We start from the raw sequence: 23,313 nt of genomic DNA on the forward strand, positions 1-23,313 counted from the left end.
GTGCATTGAAGTCCGATCGCCACTTTAGTAACATCAGCAACATTAGTCACACGGGTAACGCCGTGCCGTCGACAAGTTGAGAGGTCGTCATGCGGATCGCACGCACCTTCGCCACCATCACCGCGATGGCAGCGGCCACGGTCATCGCCGCGGGCCCCGCCGTCGCCGAGCCCACCGCACCGCCGGTTCCCGCCGTGCCGGTCGCCGGTGCGCCCGCCGCCCCGGCGGCACCCGCTCCCGCAGCAGCTCCGGCCGCTCCCGCTGTCCCCGCCGCGGCTCCCGGCGGTGCGGCTCCCGCGACGCCGGCGCTGGTGTCGACCGCGAACGCGATCCCGGCGAGCGCCCAGCCGGCACTGACCGAGCTCACCAAGATCCCGGGCGTGCAGCAGATTCTGGCCACCGGACAGCTGCCCACGACGGATGTCGCGACGCTGGTGAAGATGTTCGGCAGTGATCCCAACGCGCAGAAGTTGATCGCCCAGGTGCTCGCCGGGCAGACCGCCGCCGCGGCCACCCCGGCCACACCCGACGAACCTCTGAAGTTCCCGGTCACCGGCGCCATCAACGAGGCCTTCACCAAGGACGGCGGCCAGAAGAAGTACGGACAGCCGCTCGGCGTCGAGAAGGACATCCCCGGCGGCGCGAAGGTTCAAGAATTCGCGAACGGCGCCATCTACTGGAACCCGAAGGTCGCGGGCGGTAAGGCGGCCGGCGTGGTCGGCGCGATCCGCGACGCCTACACCAAGGAGGGCGGCCCCACCGGCAAGCTGGGCTTCCCGATGATGAGCGAACTGAGCGTCGGCGGCCCGACCCCCGGTTCAGTCGCAGGCGCCTACAACGACTTCCAGAACGGCTCGATCGTCTGGTCGCCCGAGGGTGGCGCACAGGTCGTATCAGGCAAGATCAAGGACCAGTGGGTCAAGGGCGGCGGCGCCTTCGGCATGGGCTACCCGAAGGGCCCGGCCAAGCCCGGCCCCGGCGGCGTCCTGACTCAGGAATTCACCAAGGGCGGCGTACTCAAGGGCTGACCCACCTCACGTCCCCCATTGAACACCGTTACGGAGAGCGAAGCCGCAGTTCGGCGGCCTCCGTAACGGTGTTCAATTGCATGGGGACGGGGTGATGTCAGAGCTTGCGGAAAGCCTGGAAGAACATCGCGTCGGTGCCGTGCAGGTGCGGCCACAGTTGGACGTGCGGTCCATCGCCGAGTGGCAGGTCGGTCGCGGGAACCAGCGGACGGGTATCGATCGGTTCCAGCCCGGCGTCGGTGAGCAGCCGCTGGTCGGCGACCACGCCGATGGTCTCGGCCACGTGCGGCGAGCACGTGGCGTAGAGCACCACACCACCCGGACGAGTGAGCCCCGCCGCGGCAGTGAGCAGTTCGCGCTGCAGAACCGTGAGGTCGGCGATGTCCGCGGGCTGTTTGCGCCAGCGCGCCTCAGGCCTGCGGCGCAGCGCTCCGAGACCGGAACACGGGGCGTCGACCAGCACGCGGTCGTAGCCCGGCTCGAGCCCGGACGAGCGTCCGTCGGTGACATGCACCTCGACCGGTAGCCCCTTGGTGATCGTGCGCACCAGTTCCGCCCGATGCTCCGCAGGCTCCACCGCATCCACGCGGGCCCCCTCGATGGAGGCCAGCGAACCGAGCAGCGCGGCCTTCCCACCGGGTCCGGCGCACAGATCCAACCAGCGGCCACCATCCTCGCCCTCGACCGGCGCGATAGTCAGTGCCCGCGCGATCAGCTGGCTACCCTCGTCCTGAACACCGGCCAACCCGTCGCGCACCGGTTCCAATGCACCGGGATCGCCACCGGGCAGATACACCGCGTAGGGCGAGAGTCGACCGGTCTCACCGCCGACGATCAACGCCAGCTCGTCGGCAGAGATCTCCCCTGGCCGCGCGACCAGGTGCACGGGCGGGCGGGCGTCATCCTCGGCAAGGAGCGCCTGCAGTTGCCCCATGGAACGGATACCGTTGGCGCGCAGTGACTCCCAAAACGCGTCGGCGATCCAGCGAGGATGCGCGTACTGCATCGCCAGGTGTCCTACCAGGTCGTCGGCGGCGGACGGCGCGAGCTTGGCCACCCATGCGTCTTCGTCGGCCTTGGATACCTTGCGCAACACCGCGTTCGCGAAACCTCCGGCGCCACGCCCGGACGATGCCTTGACCGCTTCAACGGTCTCGTCCACGGCGGCGTGCGCGCCGACGCGGGTACGCAACAACTGATACACGCCCAGCCGCAAGGCATCCAGCACTGGTCCGTCGATCTCGTCCACGGACCGGCCGGAGGCATCCTCGATCACCGCATCGAGCAGGCCCTGTGCCCGACAGGCGCCGTAGGTGAGTTCCGTCGCGAAAGCCGCGTCGCGGCCTGTGAGCCGCGCCTGACGCAGTAGCCCGGGCAGCACCAGGTTGGCGTAGGCACCGCGCTCACGCACGGCGGCCAGGGTCTCGAGCGCAGCCCGGCGTGCGGGGTCGGTCACTGCTCGGTTCCGATCACGAGGCCGCTCTCGATCCGAGCGCCGCGCGCCCAATCAGCTGCGGGCATAGGCTTTTTCCCGGGCGGTTGTACCGTGCCGAGGCGCACCGGGGCGGTCGCGGTGCCCACGAGCACGTCGCGCTTGCTCACCAGGAGCTCCCCCGGTCGTAGTGGCGCCCCGTCGGTGGCCACCACGACGGGCCCGAGCTTAAGTCGGACGTCGCCGTGCTGGGCCCACGCACCGGGCGCATCGGTCATCGCACGAATGTGCCGGTCCACGGCGCCCGCAGGCAGGTCGAATCGCACCCGGGCGCCGTCGACGCTGACCTTCGGCGCGTGGGAGACACCGTCGGTGGATTGCGGAACCGCCGATACCGCACCGGCCGCCACCCCGTCGACGGTGCGCGTGAGCAGTTCCGCACCGTACTCGGCGAGCCGCCCGAGCAGCACCGTCGCCGTGTCGTCGGGCCGGATGCGTTCGGTGAGCACTCCGAACACGGGGCCGGTATCGAGTCCGGCCTCGATGCGGAAAGTCGAGGCGCCGGTGACCTCGTCCCCCGCTTCCAGCGCGGCCTGCACCGGGGCCGCGCCGCGCCACGCCGGCAGCAACGAGAAGTGCAGATTGATCCAGCCATGGCGCGGCACGTCCAACAGGTCGGGCGGAATCATGCCGCCGTAGGCGACCACCGGGCAGCAGTCGGGTGCCAGGTCGACGATCGCGGACCGGGCCTCCGGATCGCGCAGGGAGGCCGGGGTGAGAACGGGGATGCCGGACTCGTCGGCGACCTGGCCGACAGGCGAACGGCGCACGCCGCGTCCCCGTCCCGACCGGGCGTCGGGGCGGGTGAGAACACCCACCACCTCATGCTCGGACGCGAGGAGCGCGCGCAGCGCCGGGACTGCCGGTTCGGGAGTTCCCGCGAACAGCAGCCGCATCAGGCACGACCGCCGATGGCCGCGCCGTCGCCGAGGGTGGATGCCGGGTCGGTGAACCACGGCGCACTGCGGATGGCCTTCATCGCGCGCTTGCGGTCCTCGGGCTCGAGCCGGGACAGGAACAGCACGCCGTCGAGGTGGTCGGTCTCGTGCTGGATGCAGCGCGCAAGGATCTCGGTGCCCTCGATGGCGAGGGACTCGCCGTGCACATCGACGCCCTCGGCGACCACGTTCAGGTGGCGGGTACAGGGCTCGAGGATCTCGGGGATCGACAGGCAGCCCTCGGGGCCGGTCTGCGTCTCGTCGCCGACGGCACGCCAGACGGGGTTGATGATGTGCCCCTCGCGGCCACCGCAGCCGAACACGAAGACACGCTTGCTCACGCCCACCTGCGGTGCCGCGAGTCCGGCTCCGTTGTGGTGGTGCATGGTGTCGATCATGTCGTCGACGAGGCGCGCCAGGTCGGCGTCGAAAACCGTCACCTCGTCCGCGCGGGTGCGCAGCACCGGGTCGGGATAGATGCGGATGGGTAGAACGCTCATTCCCCCATTATCCAGCCCGGACGATGCGACTTCCGCCCCGGTTCGGGAGGCCGGGCCACGCCGTCCGTCACAGGGCTTGTGACTTCCACAGAGGGTTGCCTTAGAATTCGGACGAAGCGCCACGAGACCGCCCCGCCGGGCGAGAGAGGGACGACGTGCACTTTGCGCGCGCCCGGCGACCGATGATCGGTGCCGCCGTCTGCATTTCCGTGCTCCTGAGCGCGGGTTGCGCCACGACCGATGATCCGGGTCGCGGCGTCACGTCGTCGTCCGCTCCGGCCCCCGCGCCGGCATCGTATCCGCCGGTCAGCCCCGCCGCGATCGTGGGGAAGTTTCCCGTTACCCAGCCTCAGCGCATCGTCTACGCGGTGCCGGATAGCTGGTCGGACCCCGCGCAGAATTACGGCGACCTCTACCTGCCTTCCGCGCCGGCGGTCGACGAGAATCCGTCCGGCGGACCGCTGGGTGCACGTCCCTCGGCACCGACCCTGCCCGCCCAGATCCCCGTGGTGGTGCTGCTGCACGGCGGCGGCTGGCGCACGCCGTCGGTGGCGTCATCGATGTCGGAGATGGCGCGCTCACTGGTGAGCCACGGCGTGGCCGTGTGGAACGTGGAGTACCGGCGGATCGGGGCCGGTGGTGGCTACCCCATCACGCTCACCGACACCGCCGCCGCGATCGACTACCTGCAAACCGTGAAAGCGCAGTACGCGCCGAACCTCGATCTGAACAACGTGGTGGTCGCAGGGCATTCCGCGGGAGGCCAACTCGCGGTGTGGGCCTCGGCGCGGTCGATGCTCACCCCCGGTGCGATGGGCAGCGTTCCCGCTGTGACTCCGGCCGCCGTGGTCTCCATGGGCGGCGTCCTCGACATGCGTCGCGCTGTGGCGGACGGCAACGTCAACACCCGCCTGTTCCTGGGCCTGCCCGACGAATTCCCCCAGCAGTTCGCGGTGGCCGACCCGATTCAGAACATCAATCCCAAGGTGCCGGTCACGTGTTTCAACGGCACCGCCGACCGCATCGTCCGGCCGGAGGGCTGCCAGGCGTTCATCGACGCCCTCCGCGCGAAGAACGGCCGCGGCGAAGCCGTCTTCCTCCCCGGTGCCGGGCACAACGTGTACCTCCCCTCGCAATCCCAGAACCGCTACTGGCCCGTGGTGCAGAAGGCGATACTGGGGTACACCGACGAGTTCCGCCAGCGCGGGGGGCGATAGCGCGCAGCTGTCCGTCGGGGCGTGATCTCGCCGGTCAGCGCACCGTCACCGGCCCGGACCACGTGTAGTGGCCGGGCCGGTCGGTGCAGTAGCCCACCCGGTACACACCGGGCCCGACGTCGCTCACACGCACGGTGGCACGGAATCCGGTCCCCTGACGGGCCCAGGAGATCTCGGTGCACGGCGCGTCGTCATCGGCGTAGGCGTCCCACCCCTGCCCCGCATGTCGCTGCACCCGGACGTAACTGTCGGGGATGACGCGGTTCGGGTGCCCACAGCCGAACTCGACCGTCAACACCGGGTCCGACGGTGCCGGCGTGCGTACCGCAACCACGTGAACCGGTCGACGACGCGCGAATATCGTTGAGCCGGAGGGGGAACCGATACGTGCAGCTCGGCGCGGTGTCGGCGCAGTACCCGGCGCGCTCGCGCGTCCGGCGGACATATCCGCGGCCAAACGCGCCGCTGCCTCGATGAACGCAGCCAATTGGTTCCGTCCGAAGATCGTGCTGCCCGCCTCGTAGCGCTGCGCGTCGTACTCCTCCGCAGTGGTGAGGTAGTGGGCGTAGCCGTTGGCGTATCCCTGAATCAGCACGGCCGACGCCAGAACCCCGAGTTCCGTTGCGACGGCGGTCCGTAACCGTGCCCCCGCCGTCACGGTGACTTCTACGGGCAGACAGACCAGGTACAGGTCGCCGATCCGGATGAGTTGTACGGGAAGGCGCTCCTGCACCCAGCCCAACGCTCCGACGGGGAGCAACATCTCCTTCGGTGCCTGCCGCGCTGCCAGCGCCGGGAATCGACGGTACAGAGCACGACTGAGGATGCCGATCGGATTGCCCAGCCCCTGCCGGAATGCAGCGGATCCGATCCCATCGGTGGTGCCCGCCGCGAACGCCGCGCCGAGCACGGCGCGGCCGGTGGGCCCGTGCGCGGTGCGACACGCACCGAAGTCGATGTGGCTGAGCCGGTGGTCGAGGACCGCCGGTTGCGGTTCCCCCGGCGCGGCGGCCAGGTCGCGGGCCACCGCGAGTTGACGGCGTCCGATCTCGGCGGTGTTGCGGCGCTCGTCGTCGGTGGGACCGTGGCCGGCCGCCCCGTCGAGGTTGGGTGAGATGTCGCCGGAATTGGTCTGCGCGAACGCGGCGACGAAACCCGGTGCCGGCGATTCCCGTTCCCATGCCGCGGCGGCCCACCCCTTGTTGTCGGAACTGATCAGCCGGTTCGTGTTGGTCATCGAGGTGCAATGCACGGCGAACCAGTCGACAGCGGCGGCGAGTACACCGTCACGTTCGAACCGCAGCAGCGTGACGGCCGGATCGATTCGGCCGGGTAGCCGGTGCCGCTCGGGATTCCGGTCGAACGATGTGGGACTGCGGTTCACCGAAGCGTCGTGCAACTGACCGCGAGCGATCGCGAGAGAGGTGGGGGCGAGCACGGATTCGGCGTCGAGGACGGCACGTACCACCCCGTCGACCAGCCGATCGAAGGTCCTGCGGTGCTGCCCGAGAGTGGTCACGTTGTACAACAGGTGCCTGCCGTGTCCGCCCGGCCCGCAGTGGGTATGGGTGGCGGTGAGCACCGTGTTCGCCGCGGTGAAGCGGCCTTCGGTGGCGGCGGCGAGCCGGTCGCTGATCTCGTCGACGGCCGCCTGGAAGAACATGCCGATGTCGGCGACCACGTAGGCGATACGCCGATCCTCACCGCCGGGCCCGGGTGCGGCGAGGACGAACGCTCGGGCCCACTGCCGAGTGAGCAACCCGCGGCTGCGCTGCCCCGGCATGCCGTAACCCATCATGCCGACGCCCCACGGCTCGCCCGTGACGTCCACCTTCGCCCAGCCGGCGTGGTACCCGTTCTCGCTCACGGGGCGAGCCTAGTGGGCGGCGTATCGCCCCTCAGTCCAGAATGGGCGGCGCCGTCCGGGTCAGGCGCGGATCGGGCGCGACGCGACCGGCTCGCAGTGCGCCCAGCAGAACACGGCCCAGCGTGATCAATCCGGAGGGGCGCCGCAGGTCGAGACCGGCGATCAGCTGGCGGAGGATGGTCAACTGGTCGAAGTAGATCCGTTCCGCCACGAGGTTCTCCTGTTCGTCGAAGACGAAATAGGCGGTCATTCGGGTGCGGTGACGAGACCCGGTGGGCGGAATCGCGCCGAGTGGGCCCCGCTGCGTGCCCAGCAACCAGAACTCCACGATGACGGCGTCGACGGCATGCCGGACAGCGATGATCTCGTGGTTCTGGTCCGGGAAGGCCGTGCGGGTGTCGGCGTAGTACCGGCGCACATCGCGGTCACCGTCGTGCACCGTCATCTGCGCGATCAACTCGTAGTGCGGGTGCGGGAAGGTCGCGAGGGTGGCGTCCCAGTCCTGAGCGACCTCGTCGCGGAAGTGATCGAGGACGAGCTCTTCGCGGGCCCGGAGCACCTCCTCGGTCGGCAGGCGGAATCGTGATCGAGGTGTCGTCATGCCGCCAACATAATTCCACGCCGTCGATTTATCTCGAATGCGGCACAATGACCTGCATGTCCGCCACCAGCCCGCGCCGCGGGCGCCCGACGAAGGACGACACGCATTTGTCTCGGACCTCGATCGTCGACGCGGCGCTGGCACTCATCGACGCGGAAGGAATCGCGGCGGTCAGCATGCGCACGGTGGGACGCTCGCTGGGGGTGGATGCCAAGAGTCTGTATCACCACGTCGCGGGCAAAGAACAGTTGCTCGACGCCGTGGCCGAACGGCTGCTCGAGTCGGTCGAAGTCCACCGCCCCACGGGCGACGTGCGCGCCGACCTCCGAGCGAACTCATGGGCATTCCGGAACGCCGCGATGGCGCACCCCCGGGCCGCCAGTCTGTTCCTCACCCGGCGCGTGCAGACCCTCGCCGGCCTCGGGCCCGCTCAGTCGGTGCTCGACGTGCTGCTCACAGCCGGCTTCCCCGCTGATGAGGCCGTTCACCTGTTGCGGTCACTGCTCGCCATCATGATCGGGACGATGCTCCGCGAGGTGGAGTCCACGCCGACCTTCGGGGAGACCGACGATGACGCCATCGCCCAGCGCGAGGCCGCGCTCGCCGGCTCCGAGCTGTCCGCAGTACGGCTCGTCGCGGCCGACCTCGCGCGGTACGACCCGGAGACGGAGTTCGAGTACATGGTCGACCTGTGCGGTGACGCGGTGGTGGCCCGATGGGAGCGGCGCCGCGCGGAGGAGGGCCGGGCGGAGGAGGGCCGGGCGTAAGGACGCCTCAACGGCACCGGAGAATCGACTCGACGGACCGACCGAGCGCGGTCAAGCGCACGATCAGCATCGCCGGCCGCTCTGTCCCGACCTCGAACGAGTCCACGATCGCACGGCCGGGCATGCCTCCCCGGGCAGCGGGCAGCGCAGACCGATGGGTCGCGGCGACGATCTGATGCTCCCCGGGCCGCACGGCGATCCGGATGCTTCCGTCAGCCGGGACCCGCACCGCCTCGCCCTCGACCTCGACCCACGCCTCGCGGCGCACCAGCCGCCTCAGCCACCGAGCCGGTGTGGGGACGAACGCCGTCACGATCAGCTGCGCGGTGCGCTCACCGCTCGAGGTATGCAGGGCCGTAACCGTATCCGCATCCGCATCCGCGAGCCGGCGGTAGCCGCGGTTGCGGGCGGCGAGGATCGCACCCGCCGCCAGGGCCGCCGCGGTCGACGCGAGCAGGATCGCCAGTTTCGCGACAGCGAGTTGCTCCGCCGACTCCGTGAAACTGAGCTCGGCGATCAGCAGCGAGACCGTGAATCCGATTCCGGCGAGCAGGGACACCGCCAGTAGGTCGATCCAGCGCACCGCCGGGTCGAGGCTGCTGCGGGTCAGTTTCGTCACCAACCAGGTGGCACAGAGGATTCCCACGGGCTTGCCCACCACGAGCCCGGCGACGATGCCGAGGAAGATCGGATCCGTGACTGCCTCCGCACCGACGCCGGACAGCGAGACGCCGGCGGCGAGGAACGCGAACACCGGTACCGCGAAGCCCGCTGAGAGCGGGCGGAACCGATGCTCGAACTCCTCGGCGAGGCCGGTGTCGGGCCCACCGCGAAGTACCGGGACGGCGAATCCGAGCAGGACCCCGGCGATGGTGGCATGAATCCCCGAGGCGTGGACCAGGGTCCAGAACGTGAAGCCGATGGGCAACAGGATCAGCCAGGCGGCTCCGTGATGTCGCGAGAAGAAGCCGGCGTAACGGTGGGTGAGGAACGCGAACAAGGCGAGCGGGATCGCACTCCACACCAACGGAATCCACCCCACCTTCTCGGTGTAGGCGATCGCGATGATCACGATGGCGAGAAGATCGTCAACGACCGCGAGGGTGAGCAGGAACAGCCGCAGCGCGGCAGGCAAGTGCGATCCGACCACCGCCAGCACCGCGACGGCGAAGGCGATGTCGGTGGCGGTCGGGATGGCCCATCCCGCGCCACCGGGCCCGCCGGCATTGAGCGCAAGGTAGATCAGGGCGGGTACCGCGGCACCGCCGATCGCGGCGACCACGGGGACGATGGCCGTCCGGGGCGAACGCAGCTCTCCGGAGGTGAGCTCACGTTTGAGTTCGAGTCCGACGAGGAAGAAGAAGATCGCGAGGAGCCCGTCGGAAGCCCACTGTCCGAGCGTGAGGTCGAGCTTGAAGGGGGCGTAGCCGACCACGGTGCCGCGCAGTGATTCGTATGTGGGTGCAAGCCCCGTGTTGGCGGCGACGAGCGCGGCCACTGCGGCGACGACGAGAAGAAGGCCGCCCACCGCCTCTTTGCGCAGCAACGTGCTGACACGGGAAGTCTCCGTGGGTGATCCACGACGGAAAAGGACGAGGCCGCGCAGAGGCGCGTTCGATCGAGGCATGGGAAAGCGATCCTTCGGGATTCGGCGACGAATGACATGCCGACCAGACTTCCCGGCGCTCCGGGGTTCACCTTACCAAATCTTTGCACAGTGCGTTAGTCGCGCTGCGCGATCCCCGCAGGCGCGTCAGCCGATTCGCAAGGGGTCCATCTGGATTCGCACCGGCGAGCCCTCTCGGCGCAGACTCCGGCCGACCTGGGCCCGGAACACGGCCTGCGCCAGGGCACGACCATCCCTGCGCGGCACCCGGATCAGCACCCGCATCGGCGGCGAACCTTCGTCGGGAGCGCCGGGCACGCGCACGCCCGGCGGCAGGCCGACCGGGCCGAGGATCTCGGCGCCCGGGGGCAGTTCCGCAGTCTCGGCGACCGCGACCACGTCGCTCTCCGCACCGTCGAGCGCCGCCAGGTGCGCCGCCGGCGGAAAACCGACCACCGCCCGCTCGGCCAGCTCGGACGCCGCAAACCCTGCGGCGTCCCAACGGATCAGGGCTTGTACCGCGGGAATCGAAGCATCGGCGCCGCACACCACGGTGCCGTCTGCGGCGACCAGCGCGGCGGCGTTCATCCAGCGGCGCACAGTCTCCTCCCCCGCGCGCAGATCCGCGCGGCCCAGGAGCAGCCAGCCGTCGAGCAGGAGCGCCGCGCCGTAGCCGTGCTCGACGACAGGCTCAGCACCGGGCGTAGCCACCACGAGTCTGCGTCCCCCCGGAACCTCGGCCAGCACATGCTCACCACCAGACATGGTCACGGCTGCTCCCGGGAAGGCGCGGCCGAGCTCCTCGGCGGTGCGCGAGGCCCCCACGATCACCGCGCGCATCGTGGTACCGCCGCAGGCGGGGCAGCGATATCCCGCATCGGGACGGTCGCACCAGCGGCAACGCAGCACCCCACCCGCCGCCTGCTCCAGCGGGCCGTGACAGCGGCGGCATCGGGCCGGGGTCCGACAGCGCTCACAGGACATGGCCGGGGCATAACCTCGCCGCGGAACTTGCACCAGCACAGGCCTTTCGGCATCCAGTGCGGCGCGCGCAGCAGCAAAAGCCGCGGCCGGAAGGCGAGCCGATCGGGCAAGCGGATCGCGCGCGAGCTCGAAATCCGAATCAGCCACGCCGATGATCCGCGGCGACCGCTCGCGCACCCGCTCGCGTGGCGCGGTGACCTCGGCCGCCCATCCCGCATCCAGCAGGGCCTGCGCCTCCGGGGTCCGGGCGAAACCGCCGATCACCAACGCAGCGCCCTCCTGGTGTGCGCGCAGCGCGAGCACCTCCCGGGTGTGCGGGTAGGGAGCCCGTGGCTCGACGAAGGACTCGTCGCCGTCGTCCCACAGCACGAGCAGGCCCGGATTCGCCAGAGGCACGAAGGCGGCGCTGCGGGTCCCGATCACCAGTGAGGTACGCCCGAGAAGTGCTGTCAGCCATCGTCGGTACCGAGCGGAGGGGCCGAGGCCCGCAGCGAGCACGGTCGGCTTGAGGTCCGCGCATGCGGCGGCGAGCCGGTCGAGGTCCGCCTGATCCGGCACCACGAGCAGTGCCGATCGACCGGACTCTATGACCGCCGCCGCGAGCTCGGCCAACCGCGCCGCCCAGTCCTCACCCGGCAATGCCTGCCAGACGGCGTGGGGCGCACGCCCGGCGAGCGCCGCGGCGACGAATTGTTCACCGTGGGTGTATTCGGCGAGCGCCGCAACCACCTCGGGCGGCTCGGGTGGTGCGGGCGGCTCGGCCTTGAGCAGATCCTTCTCCACCCGGGCGTGCCGCGGCGGAATCGCCAGACGCAGTACATCGGCGCGAGTACCGGCGTATCTGGTCGCGACCTCGGTGACGAGCCGCAGCACCGGCGGTGTGAGCACCGGGAGCGGCGAGACCACACGGTCGAGCCGGGCCAGCTTGCCGTCGTGATCGGACCGAGGCAACCGCTCCAGCAGGTAGCCGTCGACCAGCCGTCCCGAAAAGCGCACCCGCACCCGCACGCCGGGTTGCGCGTCGGCGTCGAACTCCGGTGGCACCAGGTAGTCGAACTCGCGGTCCAGATGGCTCACCTGGAGCAGCGGCAGCACCCGCGCGATGGGCAACTCGACGGGGGTCGGCGCAGCGTCCACCGCTGTAGACGGAGCGGTCAGATGCCCGCCACGGAGCGGAGCGCGTCCGCGCGTCCGGTGTGCTCCCAGGGCAGGTCGATGTCGGTGCGGCCGAAGTGGCCGTACGCCGCCGTAGGCGCGTAGATCGGCCGCAGCAGGTCCAGGTCGTTGATGATCGCGCGCGGCCGCAGATCGAAGACCTCGGTGATCGCCTGCTGGATCTTCTGCGGATCGACCTGCTCGGTACCGAACGTCTCGACGAACAGTCCGACCGGCGCCGCCTTACCGATGGCGTAGGCGACCTGCACCTCGATCCGCTCGGCCAGCCCGGCGGCAACGGCGTTCTTGGCCACCCACCGCATCGCGTACGCCGCGCTGCGGTCCACCTTCGACGGATCCTTGCCCGAGAAGGCACCGCCACCGTGACGGGCCATACCGCCGTAGGTGTCGACGATGATCTTGCGACCCGTGAGCCCGGCATCGCCCATCGGACCGCCGAGCACGAACTTGCCGGTGGGGTTCACCAGCAGCCGCACATCGGAGGTGTCCAGGCTGGGCAGGTTCAGATCGGCGATCACCGAACCGAGCACGTGCTCGCGCAGGTCCGGGGTGAGCATCCCATCGATGTCGATATCGGCGGCATGCTGGCTGGAGATGACCACCGTGTCCAGGCGCACCGGCTGCTCTCCGGCGTACTCGATCGTGACCTGAGTCTTACCGTCCGGGCGCAGATACGGCAGCGTGCCGTTCTTGCGGACCTCGGTGAGCCGACGCGAGAGCCGGTGCGCCAGCGAGATCGGTAGCGGCATGAGCTCCGGGGTGTCCGAGCACGCGTAACCGAACATCAGGCCCTGATCGCCCGCACCCTGCGCGTCGATCTCATCGTCGGCGCCGTCGACCCGGTGCTCGTAGGCCCGGTCGACGCCCTGGGCGATCTCGGGGCTCTGCGCGCCGATCGCGATGTTCACGCCGCACGAGTTGCCGTCGAAGCCCTTCGCGGAGCTGTCGTAGCCGATCTCGAGCACCTTGTCCCGCACGATGTGCGGGATATCGGCCCACGCGCTGGTGGTGACCTCACCGGCGACGTGCACCTGGCCGGTAGTCACCAGCGTCTCGACCGCGACGCGGGAGGTGGGGTCCTCCGTCAGCAGTGCATCGAGGATGGAATCCGAGATGGCGTCACAGATCTTGTCCGGGTGGCCCTCGGTGACCGATTCACTGGTGAACAGGCGATGGGCGGAATTGGCGAACCCAGAAACCACGACGGTGTCCTCTCCTTGGTGTGCGACTTTTCAACCTAGCGGGCGGCACCGACGCGGGCTACGGCCGCGTCCAGTATCCGAGCCGCCATGGCCATCTTCGAGCCGAGCGGGAGTGCGGTCTCGTTGCCGTCGGCGCCCAGTAGCCAGCCCGAGTTCTCATCGACCTCGAAGGCCCGGCCGTCTCCGACGGCATTGAGTACGAGCAGGTCACAGCCTTTGCGGCGCAGTTTGGCGCGGCCGTAGTCCAGCACACTGCCCTGCGCATCGCCGGTCTCGGCGGCGAAGCCGACGATGACCGAATCAGCCCGGACTCCGCCGTCCCTGCGGGACTGGACCAGGCCTGCGAGCACATCCGGGTTTTCGATCATCGTGATCGTCTCCAGAGCGTCGCTGCGGCCGTCGGCACCCTTCTTCAGTTTGGTCTGGGCGATCTCCGCAGGCCGGTAATCCGCGACGGCGGCGGCCATGATCACCAGATCGGCCCCGGCGGCGTGCTCTGCCATCGCGGCCTGGAGGTCCAGGGCCGAGGCGATCCGGACCACGTCGACCGCGGGCGGATCGGGAAGCCCGATGGTGTTGCCCGCCACCAGGGTGACGTGAGCGCCGCGCTGCGCGGCGAGCCGGGCCAGCGCATAGCCCTGCTTGCCGGAACTGCGGTTGGTGAGATAGCGGACGGGATCAAGGGCCTCTTTGGTACCGCCGGCCGAGATCACCACCCGCCGGCCTTCGAGATCCCGGGCGAGGGCGCCGGGATGTTCCAGGAGCACGTCGGCCAGGGCGGCGATCTGATCGGGCTCGGGCAGCCGCCCGGCGCCGGTGTCTTTGCCGGTGAGCCGGCCGGAGGCGGGTTCGATAACAGTGGCGCCGTGTGCGCGGAGGGTCGCGACGTTCGCGCGGGTCGCGGGATGCTCCCACATCTCGGTATGCATCGCGGGAGCGAAGACGACGGGGCACCGCGCGGTGAGCAGTGTGGCAGTGAGCAGGTCGTCGGCACGCCCCTGGGCGGCGCGGGCCAGCAGGTCCGCGGTGGCGGGGGCGATCACGACGAGATCGGCCTCCTGGCCGAGCCGCACGTGCGGCACCTCGGGGATCGACTCGAAGACGCCCGTCTGTACAGGCTGCCCCGACAGTGCCTCGAACGTAGCGGCGCCGACGAACTTCAGCGCGGATTCGGTGGGGATGACCCGCACCTGATGACCCGCCTCGGTGAAGTGCCGGATCAGGGCGCACGCCTTGTACGCGGCGATCCCCCCGCCGACCCCGACGATGATCATGGGCGCTTAGCTCACTCGCCCTCGGTGTGCTCCAGGAGATCCTCGTGGATCTCGCGCATGGCGATCGACAGGGGCTTCTCGTGCAGGCCCGGCTCGACCAGCGGCCCGACGTACTCGAGGATGCCATCGGAGAGACTGTTGTAGTAGTCGTTGATCTGGCGGGCGCGCTTGGCCGCGTAGATCACGAGCGCGTACTTCGACGAGGTGCGGTCGAGCAGCTCGTCGATCGGCGGGTTGGTGATGCCGAGCGGCTGGTCGTACACAGCCTCGGTGCTGGTGGTGCTCACGCGTCTCCTACGTCAGGTAGCGAAAAAGTTCTCAAGTCGAACCGAGTCTACGCGTCGCGCGCGACAGGGCCGACCAGTAAGGATACCAACTCGGCCACGGCGCGGTCCAAGTCGTCGTTCACGACGACCGCGTCGTAGTCGTCACGGGTCGCCATTTCGGCCCGCGCAGTCTCGAGCCGGCGGTCGATCACCTCGGGGCTCTCGGTCCCCCGGCCACGCAGGCGGCGCTCCAGCTCGGCCCAGCTGGGCGGGCTCAGGAACACGGTGACGGCCTCGGGGAGGGCGGCCTTCACACTCTCCGCGCCGGCGGGGTCGACCTCGACCAGCACCGGGCGTCCAGCTTCCAGAGCCTGGTAGACCGGCTTGGACGGGGTGCCCGAGCGCTGCAGTCCACCGTGGATCTCGGCCCACTCCAAGAGGTCGCCGTCGGCGATCAGCCGGTCGAAGCCGTGATCGCCCACGAAGTGGTAGTCGCGGCCGTCCACCTCACCGGGGCGCGGATCGCGCGTGGTGGCGGACACCGAGAAGAACAGGTCGGGCACTTCCTTGCGGAGCCGGCCGACAACGGATGACTTACCAACGGCGGAGGGGCCGACCAGTACCACCAGTCGGCCCCTCCGGCCTGCGGGAACTACTCCGGACACGTGATGTGTCAGGCGGAGAACTTCTCGAGCAGCGCCTTGCGCTGCCGCTCGCCCAGACCGCGCACGCGGCGGGTGGGGGCGATCTCCAGCTCGGTCATGAGCTCCTGAGCCTTGACCTTGCCCACCTTGGGAAGCGCCTCGAGCAGAGCCGAGACCTTCATCTTGCCGAGCACCTCGTCGCTCTCCGCGTCCTTCAGCACCTGCTGCAGGGTGGTGCCACCGCTCTTCAGCCGATTCTTCAGCTCAGCGCGGGCGCGGCGAGCGGCAGCTGCCTTCTCCAGAGCAGCAGCACGCTGCTCGTCGGTCAACTGGGGAAGGGCCACGATTCCTCCGTCTTCGATGTACTTAGTCGTGCCGCGTAGTGCGACTCCTGCGACGGTACCGAGGTTTGACCGCGAGTGGGAACCCCACCCCCCTCTCACCTGCGGTTTGACGGTGCTGTACAACGTCGTGAGCCGACCACACGATGACGATCGAACAAGATCGAGGTTGCAATCGAAAACCCTTGACGCACAAGGCTTTAAGCGAATAAGCCGGTCGCTGTCGATGGGTTCCTCCTGTGACACGAGAAACACATGTGACCTGCGGAGATACCCAAAACTCGTAGACCGGCTCGCGCGTGTCGCGGGCGTGTCGAGGCCTCCGGCGTGCTCAGCGGGTGCCGAGGACGGCTTCGACCTCGTCGCGCACCCTCAGCGCGGCGTCGCGCACTGCACCGGCGTCGGGGCCTGCGGAAAGCACATTGCGCGACGAATTGGGCAGCACAGTGGTCTCGGAGCCGAAGATCGCGGCCAGGTCCGCCGGAGTCGCACCCTGCGCCCCCAGTCCGGGCGCCAGGATCGGACCGCCGAGGCCGGCCACATCGAGGCCGTGTTCGCGGGTGGCACCCACGACCAGCCCGACCGTCCCGGCACCATCGGCGTTATCGGCTCGCGCATCGTCGACGATCCGCTGGGCGACGCCGCCGGCCTGCACCTGCGCCCCCTCCGGGTTCGAGGTCCGCGCCAGTACGAACACTCCCCGACCTGCGGCACGAGCGGCGTCGATCGCGGGCCTCAACGCCCCGTAACCGAGATAGGGCGAGAGCGTGACGGCATCCGCCGCGAGCGGCGAGTCGCCGAGCCAGGCACGGGCGTAGCCCGCCATCGTCGTACCGATGTCACCGCGTTTGGCATCGGCGATCACCACCGCGCCAGCCTCGCGGCACGCCGCAGTGACCTCCTCCAGTGCGAGCATCCCGGCGGCGCCGAACTGCTCGAAGAAGGCCACCTGCGGCTTGACGAAGCCGACTTCGCCGGCGAAAGCTTCGGCACAGCGCAGGCCGAACGCCCGCACGCCGGCGGCATCGTCGGACAGGCCCCACGCCGCGAGCAGCGGCGGGTGCGGGTCGATGCCCACCACCAACCGCCCGCGCGCGGCGACCGCGTCGGCGACCCGCCGGCTGAACGTGGTCGCCACGCTCACGTGTTCACCAGCGCCGCGTGCATGTCCTGCAGGCTCTTGACCCCGATGCCACCGCGCAGCGCGGCCTCGATGCCCTGGACCGCCGCCGAGGCACCCTGGACGGTGGTGACGCACGGCACGGACGCCTGGACGGCAGCGGTTCGGATCTCGTACCCGTCCACTCGCGGACCGGCATTGCCGTACGGGGTGTTGATGATCAGTCCGACCTCGCCCGCCTTGATCTTCTCGACGATCGACTGCTCACCCTCGGGGATGACGTCCGAATGCTTGAGCACGGTCTCAACATGAACACCATTGCGGCGCAGCACATCTGCAGTACCCGCTGTAGCCAGGATGGAGAATCCCAGATCCGCGAGTCGCTTGACCGGGAAGATCAGCGCGCGCTTGTCCTTGTTCGCCACCGAGACGAACACGTTGCCGGTAGCCGGTAGCGAACCGCTCACGGCCGTCTGCGACTTCGCGAACGCCGTGCCGAAGTCGCGGTCCACGCCCATCACCTCGCCGGTGGACTTCATCTCGGGCGAGAGCAGGGAATCCACACCGCTGCCGTCCGCGCGACGGAACCGGTTGAACGGCAGCACCGCCTCCTTGACCGAGACCGGCGCCTCGATCGGCATCTGCGATCCGTCCCCCTCGCGCGGCAGGATGCCCTGGTCCCGCAGTTCCGCGATGGTCTGGCCCAGCATCACGCGGGCACACGCCTTGGCCAGCGGCACAGCAGTCGCCTTCGACACGAACGGCACCGTTCGGGAGGCCCGGGGATTCGCCTCGAGGACGTAGAGCACGTCGTCCTTGAGCGCGTACTGAACATTCATCAGGCCGTGCACGCCGATCCCGCGGGCCAGCGCCTCGGTGGCGGTGCGCACCGCATCGATGTCGGCGCGGCCCAGAGTGGTGGGCGGCAGGGTGCAGGCCGAGTCGCCGGAGTGGATTCCGGCCTCCTCGATGTGCTCCATGATGCCGCCGATGAAGACCTCGCCGGTGGCGTCGCACAGCGCGTCGACATCGATCTCCACCGCGTCCTCCAGGAAACGGTCCACCAGCACCGGGCGGTCGGGAGTCAGTTCGGTCGCCCGCCCGATGTAGTCCAGCAGCGCCTGCTCGTCGTAGACGATCTCCATACCGCGGCCGCCGAGCACATACGACGGGCGCACCAGGACCGGATACCCGATCCCGGCGGCGACATCGCGGGCGCCCTCGGCAGTAGTCGCGGTACCGAACTTGGGCGCCGGGAGCCCGGCCTCGGTGAGCACCCGGCCGAACTCGCCGCGATCCTCGGCGAGGTCGATGGCCTCGGGCGAGGTACCGACGATGGGCAGGCCGGCGGCCTTGAGGCGGGCCGCAAGGCCGAGCGGGGTCTGTCCACCGAGCTGCACGATCACGCCGACGACGCCGGGACCACCCGCTCCGGAGGCCTGCTCCGAGTGATACACCTCGAGCACGTCCTCGAAGGTCAGCGGCTCGAAGTAGAGCCGGTCGGCGGTGTCGTAGTCGGTGGACACCGTCTCCGGGTTGCAGTTGATCATCACGGTCTCGTACCCGGCCTGGCTCAGGGTGAGCGCGGCGTGCACACACGAGTAGTCGAATTCGATGCCCTGGCCGATCCGGTTCGGGCCCGAGCCCAGGATGAGCACCTTGGGGCGCTCGGTCTGCGGCACCACCTCGCTCGTGGCCGCCGGATCGAGTTCGTAGCTGCTGTAGTGGTACGGGGTCTTGGCTTCGAACTCGGCGGCGCAGGTGTCGACGGTCTTGTAGACCGGGCGGATGCCGTGCTCGTGCCGGAAGGCCCGGACCTCGTCTTCGCCGATGCCTCGAAGGTTCGCGATCTGCAGATCGGAGAACCCGTGAGTCTTGGCCAATCGGACCAGATCCGGGGTCAGGTCGGTGTCCCGGACGTACGCACCCAGGTCGACGGTGGCCTTGATCTCCTCCAGGAACCACGGGTCGACCGCGGTCGAATCGAAGACCTGCTCGACCGTGGCACCCAACTCGAAGGCGCGGCCGATCAGGTAGTACCGGCCGTCGCGCGGGACCTTGATCTCCTCCAGCAGCTCGGCGAGCGAGCCCTCGACCGGAGCCCCGGTCCAGAAGCCGTGACGCTTTGTTTCGAGCGAGCGCATCACCTTGCCGAACGCCTCAGCGAAGCTGCGGCCCAGGCTCATCGCCTCGCCGACGGACTTCATGGTGGTGGTGAGGGTGTCGTCGGCGCCGGGGAACTTCTCGAAGGCGAAGCGCGGGGCCTTGACCACCACGTAGTCGAGGGTCGGCTCGAAGCACGCCGGCGTCTCGCCGGTGATGTCGTTGAGGATCTCGTCGAGCGTGTAGCCCACGGCGAGCTTCGCGGCGATCTTGGCGATCGGGAAGCCGGTGGCCTTCGACGCCAGCGCCGAGGAGCGCGAGACGCGGGGGTTCATCTCGATGGTGACGAGGCGGCCGTCGCGCGGGTTCTGCGCGAACTGGATGTTGCAACCGCCGGTGTCGACGCCCACCTCGCGGAGGATCGCGATCGATTGGTCGCGCATGATCTGGTACTCGCGGTCAGTGAGCGTCATGGCCGGTGCCACGGTGACCGAGTCGCCGGTGTGCACACCCACGGGGTCGACGTTCTCAATGGAGCAGACGACCACGACGTTGTCGCGGCCGTCGCGCATGAGCTCGAGCTCGTACTCCTTCCAGCCGAGGATCGACTCCTCGATGAGTACGTTCGCGGTCGGCGAGGCGGCGAGACCGGCGCCGGCGATGCGCTCCAGGTCGGCCTCGTCGTAGGCCATGCCGGACCCGAGACCACCCATGGTGAACGACGGCCGCACGACCACCGGGTAGCCGAGGTCGGCGACGGTCTGCTTGCACTCGTCGAGCGTGAAACACACCTTGGAGCGGGCGGATTCGCCGCCGATCTTGGCGACGATGTCCTTGAACTTCTGCCGGTCCTCACCGCGCTGGATGGCGTCGAAGTCGGCGCCGATCAGGCGGATGCCGTACTTGTCCAGGATGCCTTGTTCGTGCAGGCCGACGGCCGCGTTGAGCGCCGTCTGGCCACCCAGAGTGGCGAGCACCGCATCGATCGGGAAGCCCTTATCGCGCTCGGCGATGATGACCTTCTCGATGTACTCCGGGTTGATCGGCTCGATGTAGGTCGAGTCGGCGAACTCCGGATCGGTCATGATCGTTGCCGGGTTCGAGTTCACCAGCGACACGCGCAGTCCCTCGGCGCGCAGCACACGGCAGGCCTGGGTGCCGGAGTAGTCGAACTCGCAGGCCTGGCCGATCACGATCGGGCCCGAGCCGATCACCAGGACGTGCTGGATATCGGTGCGCCGTGGCATTACTTGTCTCCCATGATGGTTGCGAAGCGGTCGAAGAGGTAGGCGGCATCGTGCGGGCCGGCCGCGGCCTCCGGGTGGTACTGCACCGAGAAGGCGCGGCCGTCGAGCAGCTCGACTCCCTCCACGGTCTCGTCGTTGGCGCACACGTGGCTGACGCGGGCCCGGCCGAACGGCGTGTCGAATTCCTGGCCACGCTCTCCCTCCAGGGCGAAGCCGTGGTTCTGCGCGGTGATCGAGATCCGTCCCGTGGTGTGCTCGACCACGGGGATGTTGATACCTCGGTGCCCGAACTTCATCTTGTAGGTGTCCAGGCCGAACGCTCGGCCCAGCAACTGGTTGCCCAGGCAGATGCCGAACAGTGGCAGGCCCGAGTCGAGGACACCGCGGGTGAGCTCGACCTCGTGCTCGGCGGTCGACGGGTCGCCCGGTCCATTGGAGAGGAAGAAGCCGTCGGGCTTCAGTGACTTCACCTCGTCGAGCGTGATCGTCGAGGGCACCACGTGCACCCGCATACCGCGCTCCGCGAACATCCGCGGGGTGTTGGTCTTGATACCCAGGTCGACGGCGACCACGGTGTAGCGGGCCTCGCCATTCGGCTCCACGGTGTAGGTCTCCGTGGTGGAGACCTCGCCGATCAGGTTCTGGCCCTTCATCGACGGCTGCGCCCGCACTCGGTCGAGCAGCTCTGCCTCGGGGGCGAGCGCCTCGCCGGAGAAGACGCCGGCGCGCATCGACCCGTGGTCACGAAGGCGGCGGACCACCGCACGGGTGTCGATGCCGCCGATTCCGACAACGCCCTGGTCTACCAGTTCGCCCTCCAGTGTGCCGCTGGCACGCCAGTTGCTCACCCGGCGGGTGGGGTTACGCACGGCGTATCCGGCCACCCAGATCTTGTCGCCGCGGCTCTCGTCGTCCTCGTCGTTCCAGCCCGTGTTACCGATCTGCGGGGCCGTGGCCACCACGATCTGCCGGTCGTAGGACGGGTCGGTGAGAGTCTCCTGGTAGCCGGTCATCGCGGTGCAGAAGACGGCCTCGCCCAGGGTCTGGCCGACGGCGCCGAATTCGACGCCGCGGTGCACCGTGCCGTCCTCGAGGACCAACAGTGCGGGCCCGTTCCCGAATTCCTGTGCAGCCATCTAGCTTTCCCTCACGTCCATCAGTTTGCGATACGTCGTCTTGTCATCGGCCCGGAAGCCGGAGTCGATCACGGTGCCCGTGGGCAGTTCCCAGCGGATCACCAACAGGCCGTCGCCGGGCATCACCTTGCCGGCGAGCTTCGCCGCCCGGCGCACCTCGACGATCGCGTCGTCGGCGATCCACATCGGGTTGCCGCGGGCACGCTCCATCAAGTAGCCGTCCTCGTAGCGGCTCAGGTTCACCGTGGCGCGGTAGCCCCAGTCCCCGACCGCCACCCGGTCCTGCCAGTGCGGTGCGATGGTGGAGCCCACGTACACCCCCGACACGGGACCGAAGACCAAATCGGTGAGCTGCTCAGGGGTGCTAGGGATCTCGCCGACCGCGGCGGCCTGCCGCCGACCGCGGCGGCGCCAGCCCAGGGCCATCAAGGAGAAGAGTCCGGCGAGAACCACGAGCACCAGCAGCAGCGTGGCGAAGTCGCTGACGCTCACGCCCGCTCCCCCGCTCCCGGTGCGGCCGCGACGCCGTCGCGCGCGGTGATCCGGCCGCGGAGCACCGTGAGTACCGGCTTCGCGCGGAACTCCAGCTCGGCGAACGGGGTGTTGCGGGACCGGCTCGCCAGGTCGTCGGCGCGCACGGTCCACCCCAGGTCGGGGTCGACCAGAGTGAGGTTCGCGGGCTCGCCCACGCGGATCGGCCGGCCGTGGTCGTCGAGCCGCGCGATCTCCGCCGGCTTCTCGCTCATCACGCGGGCCACATCGCGCCAGGTGATATCGCCCGGCTCGACCGCGACCTGCGCCACGATCGCGAGCGCCGTCTCCAAGCCCAGCATGCCCGGGCGGGCTGCGGCGAACTCACAGCACTTGTCCTGCTCGGCGTGCGGGGCGTGATCGGTTGCCACGCAGTCGATCACGCCGTCGCGCAGGGCCTTCCGCAGTGCGGCCACATCGGAGGCCTCGCGCAGCGGCGGGTTCACCCGGTTCACCGCGTCGTAGGTGGCCAGCCGCGAATCGTCGAGGAGCAGATGATGCGGAGTGACCTCGGCCGTGATCGCTACGCCCTGTCCTTTGGCCCACTTCAGCAGCTCGACGGTGCCGGCGGTGGAGGCATGGCAGATGTGCACGCGCGCGCCGGCGTCACGGGCGAGCAGGGCGTCGCGGGCCACGATCGCCTCCTCGGCGGCACGCGGCCAGCCGGTGAGGCCCAGCCGTGCGGCCTCTGGCCCCTCGTGGGCGACGGCGCCCCGGGTGAGCCGCGGCTCCTCGGCGTGCTGGGCGATGACGGCACCGAGCGACGAGGCGTACTCCAGGGCGCGCCGCATCAGCAGCGGATCGGAGACGCACACACCGTCGTCGGAGAAGACGCGGACCCGGCCCGGTCCGGCGGCCATCATCCCCATCTCGGCGAGCTTCTCACCCTGCAGGCCCACGGTGACGGCGCCCACCGGGTGCACGTCGACCAGGCCGACCTCCTGGCCGCGGCGATACACGTGGTCGGTGATCACGGCGGAATCGGCGACCGGGCTGGTGTTGGCCATCGCGAAGACCGCGGTGTACCCACCGAGCGCGGCGGCGGCCGAACCGGACTCGATGGTCTCGGTGTCCTCCCGGCCGGGTTCACGCAGGTGCGTGTGCAAATCGACGAAACCGGGGAGCAGGACGTTGCCACCCGCGTCGATCACCTCGGCGTCGGCAGGTGCGTCCAGACCGGTGCCGATCGCGGTGATCTCGCCGCCGTCGATGGCGACGTCCACCGGTTCGCCCTCGCCGTAGGGCCGGACGTTTGTGAGCAGCAAGCTCATTC

19 protein-coding genes and 1 pseudogene are annotated in these 23,313 nt (G+C 69.4%); 3 read left to right on the top strand and 17 right to left on the bottom strand.

Translation table 11 applies throughout. From position 1 onward, the window contains the following. The first annotated feature begins 89 nt into the window (after positions 1–89). Entirely contained in the window at positions 90–1,028 is a 939-nt protein-coding gene (locus tag TPAU_RS21940) for an LGFP repeat-containing protein (protein WP_013127187.1), read from the top strand. Positions 1,029–1,125: 97 nt separating this feature from the next. Here TPAU_RS21940 and TPAU_RS12840 read toward each other — a convergent pair whose 3' ends face one another. Genes TPAU_RS12840 through def form a run of 3 tightly spaced genes read right to left on the bottom strand, consistent with a single transcriptional unit; the run spans position 1,126 to position 3,958 of the window. Next, positions 1,126–2,484, bottom strand: a complete 1,359-nt coding sequence (locus tag TPAU_RS12840; protein ID WP_013127188.1) for an RsmB/NOP family class I SAM-dependent RNA methyltransferase — start codon at positions 2,482–2,484, stop codon at positions 1,126–1,128. Next, on the bottom strand, positions 2,481–3,416 hold the full coding sequence (locus TPAU_RS12845; RefSeq protein WP_013127189.1) for a methionyl-tRNA formyltransferase: 936 nt from the start codon (positions 3,414–3,416) through the stop codon (positions 2,481–2,483). The genes TPAU_RS12840 and TPAU_RS12845 overlap by 4 nt, the downstream gene beginning before the upstream one ends. Further along, complete coding sequence (def, locus tag TPAU_RS12850; RefSeq protein ID WP_013127190.1) at positions 3,416–3,958, bottom strand: peptide deformylase; 543 nt, start codon at positions 3,956–3,958, stop codon at positions 3,416–3,418. The genes TPAU_RS12845 and def overlap by 1 nt, the downstream gene beginning before the upstream one ends. Before the next feature lie 155 nt (positions 3,959–4,113). Here def and TPAU_RS12855 point away from each other — a divergent pair, with 155 nt between their 5' ends. Further along, complete coding sequence (locus tag TPAU_RS12855; RefSeq protein WP_147291093.1) at positions 4,114–5,175, top strand: alpha/beta hydrolase family protein; 1,062 nt, start codon at positions 4,114–4,116, stop codon at positions 5,173–5,175. Between the two features lie 34 nt (positions 5,176–5,209). Here the strand turns inward: TPAU_RS12855 and TPAU_RS12860 are convergent, their stop codons facing one another. Then, a complete protein-coding gene (locus TPAU_RS12860; protein WP_013127192.1) occupies positions 5,210–7,042 on the bottom strand; it encodes a neutral/alkaline non-lysosomal ceramidase N-terminal domain-containing protein in 1,833 nt (610 codons plus the stop codon). A 31-nt stretch (positions 7,043–7,073) separates the two neighbouring features. Beyond that, complete coding sequence (locus TPAU_RS12865; protein WP_013127193.1) at positions 7,074–7,643, bottom strand: ester cyclase; 570 nt, start codon at positions 7,641–7,643, stop codon at positions 7,074–7,076. Positions 7,644–7,699: 56 nt separating this feature from the next. Here TPAU_RS12865 and TPAU_RS12870 point away from each other — a divergent pair, with 56 nt between their 5' ends. Beyond that, on the top strand, positions 7,700–8,410 hold the full coding sequence (locus tag TPAU_RS12870) for a TetR family transcriptional regulator (protein WP_115329860.1): 711 nt from the start codon (positions 7,700–7,702) through the stop codon (positions 8,408–8,410). A gap of 331 nt (positions 8,411–8,741) precedes the next feature. Here TPAU_RS12870 and nhaA read toward each other — a convergent pair. From nhaA to TPAU_RS12930, 12 genes and pseudogenes are all read right to left on the bottom strand, one after another. Next, positions 8,742–10,037 (bottom strand): annotated as a pseudogene (nhaA, locus tag TPAU_RS12875) (Na+/H+ antiporter NhaA); the annotation flags it as partial. 126 nt (positions 10,038–10,163) lie between these two features. Continuing rightward, complete coding sequence (locus TPAU_RS12880) at positions 10,164–12,137, bottom strand: primosomal protein N' (RefSeq protein WP_013127196.1); 1,974 nt, start codon at positions 12,135–12,137, stop codon at positions 10,164–10,166. A gap of 17 nt (positions 12,138–12,154) precedes the next feature. After that, entirely contained in the window at positions 12,155–13,378 is a 1,224-nt protein-coding gene (gene metK, locus TPAU_RS12885; protein ID WP_013127197.1) for a methionine adenosyltransferase, read from the bottom strand. 35 nt (positions 13,379–13,413) lie between these two features. Continuing rightward, positions 13,414–14,652, bottom strand: a complete 1,239-nt coding sequence (gene coaBC, locus TPAU_RS12890) for a bifunctional phosphopantothenoylcysteine decarboxylase/phosphopantothenate--cysteine ligase CoaBC (protein WP_013127198.1) — start codon at positions 14,650–14,652, stop codon at positions 13,414–13,416. An 11-nt stretch (positions 14,653–14,663) separates the two neighbouring features. Next, a complete protein-coding gene (rpoZ, locus tag TPAU_RS12895) occupies positions 14,664–14,939 on the bottom strand; it encodes a DNA-directed RNA polymerase subunit omega (RefSeq protein ID WP_013127199.1) in 276 nt (91 codons plus the stop codon). Positions 14,940–14,986: 47 nt separating this feature from the next. Then, positions 14,987–15,544, bottom strand: a complete 558-nt coding sequence (gene gmk, locus TPAU_RS12900) for a guanylate kinase (RefSeq protein ID WP_041944424.1) — start codon at positions 15,542–15,544, stop codon at positions 14,987–14,989. 47 nt (positions 15,545–15,591) lie between these two features. Then, entirely contained in the window at positions 15,592–15,906 is a 315-nt protein-coding gene (gene mihF, locus TPAU_RS12905; protein ID WP_013127201.1) for an integration host factor, actinobacterial type, read from the bottom strand. Between the two features lie 328 nt (positions 15,907–16,234). Continuing rightward, positions 16,235–17,047, bottom strand: a complete 813-nt coding sequence (pyrF, locus tag TPAU_RS12910) for an orotidine-5'-phosphate decarboxylase (RefSeq protein WP_013127202.1) — start codon at positions 17,045–17,047, stop codon at positions 16,235–16,237. Beyond that, positions 17,044–20,373: a carbamoyl-phosphate synthase large subunit gene (carB, locus tag TPAU_RS12915; protein ID WP_013127203.1), complete on the bottom strand. Its 3,330-nt coding sequence runs from the start codon at positions 20,371–20,373 to the stop codon at positions 17,044–17,046. The genes pyrF and carB overlap by 4 nt, the downstream gene beginning before the upstream one ends. Further along, positions 20,373–21,509 carry a glutamine-hydrolyzing carbamoyl-phosphate synthase small subunit gene (gene carA, locus TPAU_RS12920; protein ID WP_013127204.1) on the bottom strand — a complete coding sequence of 379 codons (1,137 nt, stop codon included), beginning with the start codon at positions 21,507–21,509 and terminating at the stop codon, positions 20,373–20,375. The genes carB and carA overlap by 1 nt, the downstream gene beginning before the upstream one ends. Then, complete coding sequence (locus TPAU_RS12925; protein WP_013127205.1) at positions 21,510–22,001, bottom strand: PH-like domain-containing protein; 492 nt, start codon at positions 21,999–22,001, stop codon at positions 21,510–21,512. Beyond that, positions 21,998–23,311, bottom strand: a complete 1,314-nt coding sequence (locus tag TPAU_RS12930; protein ID WP_013127206.1) for a dihydroorotase — start codon at positions 23,309–23,311, stop codon at positions 21,998–22,000. The genes TPAU_RS12925 and TPAU_RS12930 overlap by 4 nt, the downstream gene beginning before the upstream one ends. Between the last annotated feature and the right edge of the window lie 2 nt (positions 23,312–23,313).

The sequence above is a fragment of the Tsukamurella paurometabola DSM 20162 genome, from assembly GCF_000092225.1.
GTDB classification, from domain to species: domain Bacteria; phylum Actinomycetota; class Actinomycetes; order Mycobacteriales; family Mycobacteriaceae; genus Tsukamurella; species Tsukamurella paurometabola.

Bases quoted from the DNA above. Each gene is read 5' to 3' on its own strand.
- TPAU_RS12930 (WP_013127206.1), bottom strand. From the start codon at position 23,311: ATGAGCTTGCTGCTCACAAACGTCCGGCCCTACGGCGAGGGCGAACCG.
- def (WP_013127190.1), bottom strand. From the start codon at position 3,958: ATGAGCGTTCTACCCATCCGCATCTATCCCGACCCGGTGCTGCGCACC.
- TPAU_RS12870 (WP_115329860.1), top strand. From the start codon at position 7,700: ATGTCCGCCACCAGCCCGCGCCGCGGGCGCCCGACGAAGGACGACACG.
- TPAU_RS12865 (WP_013127193.1), bottom strand. From the start codon at position 7,643: ATGACGACACCTCGATCACGATTCCGCCTGCCGACCGAGGAGGTGCTC.
- carA (WP_013127204.1), bottom strand. From the start codon at position 21,509: ATGGCTGCACAGGAATTCGGGAACGGGCCCGCACTGTTGGTCCTCGAG.
- TPAU_RS12845 (WP_013127189.1), bottom strand. From the start codon at position 3,416: ATGCGGCTGCTGTTCGCGGGAACTCCCGAACCGGCAGTCCCGGCGCTG.
- carB (WP_013127203.1), bottom strand. From the start codon at position 20,373: ATGCCACGGCGCACCGATATCCAGCACGTCCTGGTGATCGGCTCGGGC.
- coaBC (WP_013127198.1), bottom strand. From the start codon at position 14,652: ATGATCATCGTCGGGGTCGGCGGGGGGATCGCCGCGTACAAGGCGTGC.
- TPAU_RS21940 (WP_013127187.1), top strand. From the start codon at position 90: ATGCGGATCGCACGCACCTTCGCCACCATCACCGCGATGGCAGCGGCC.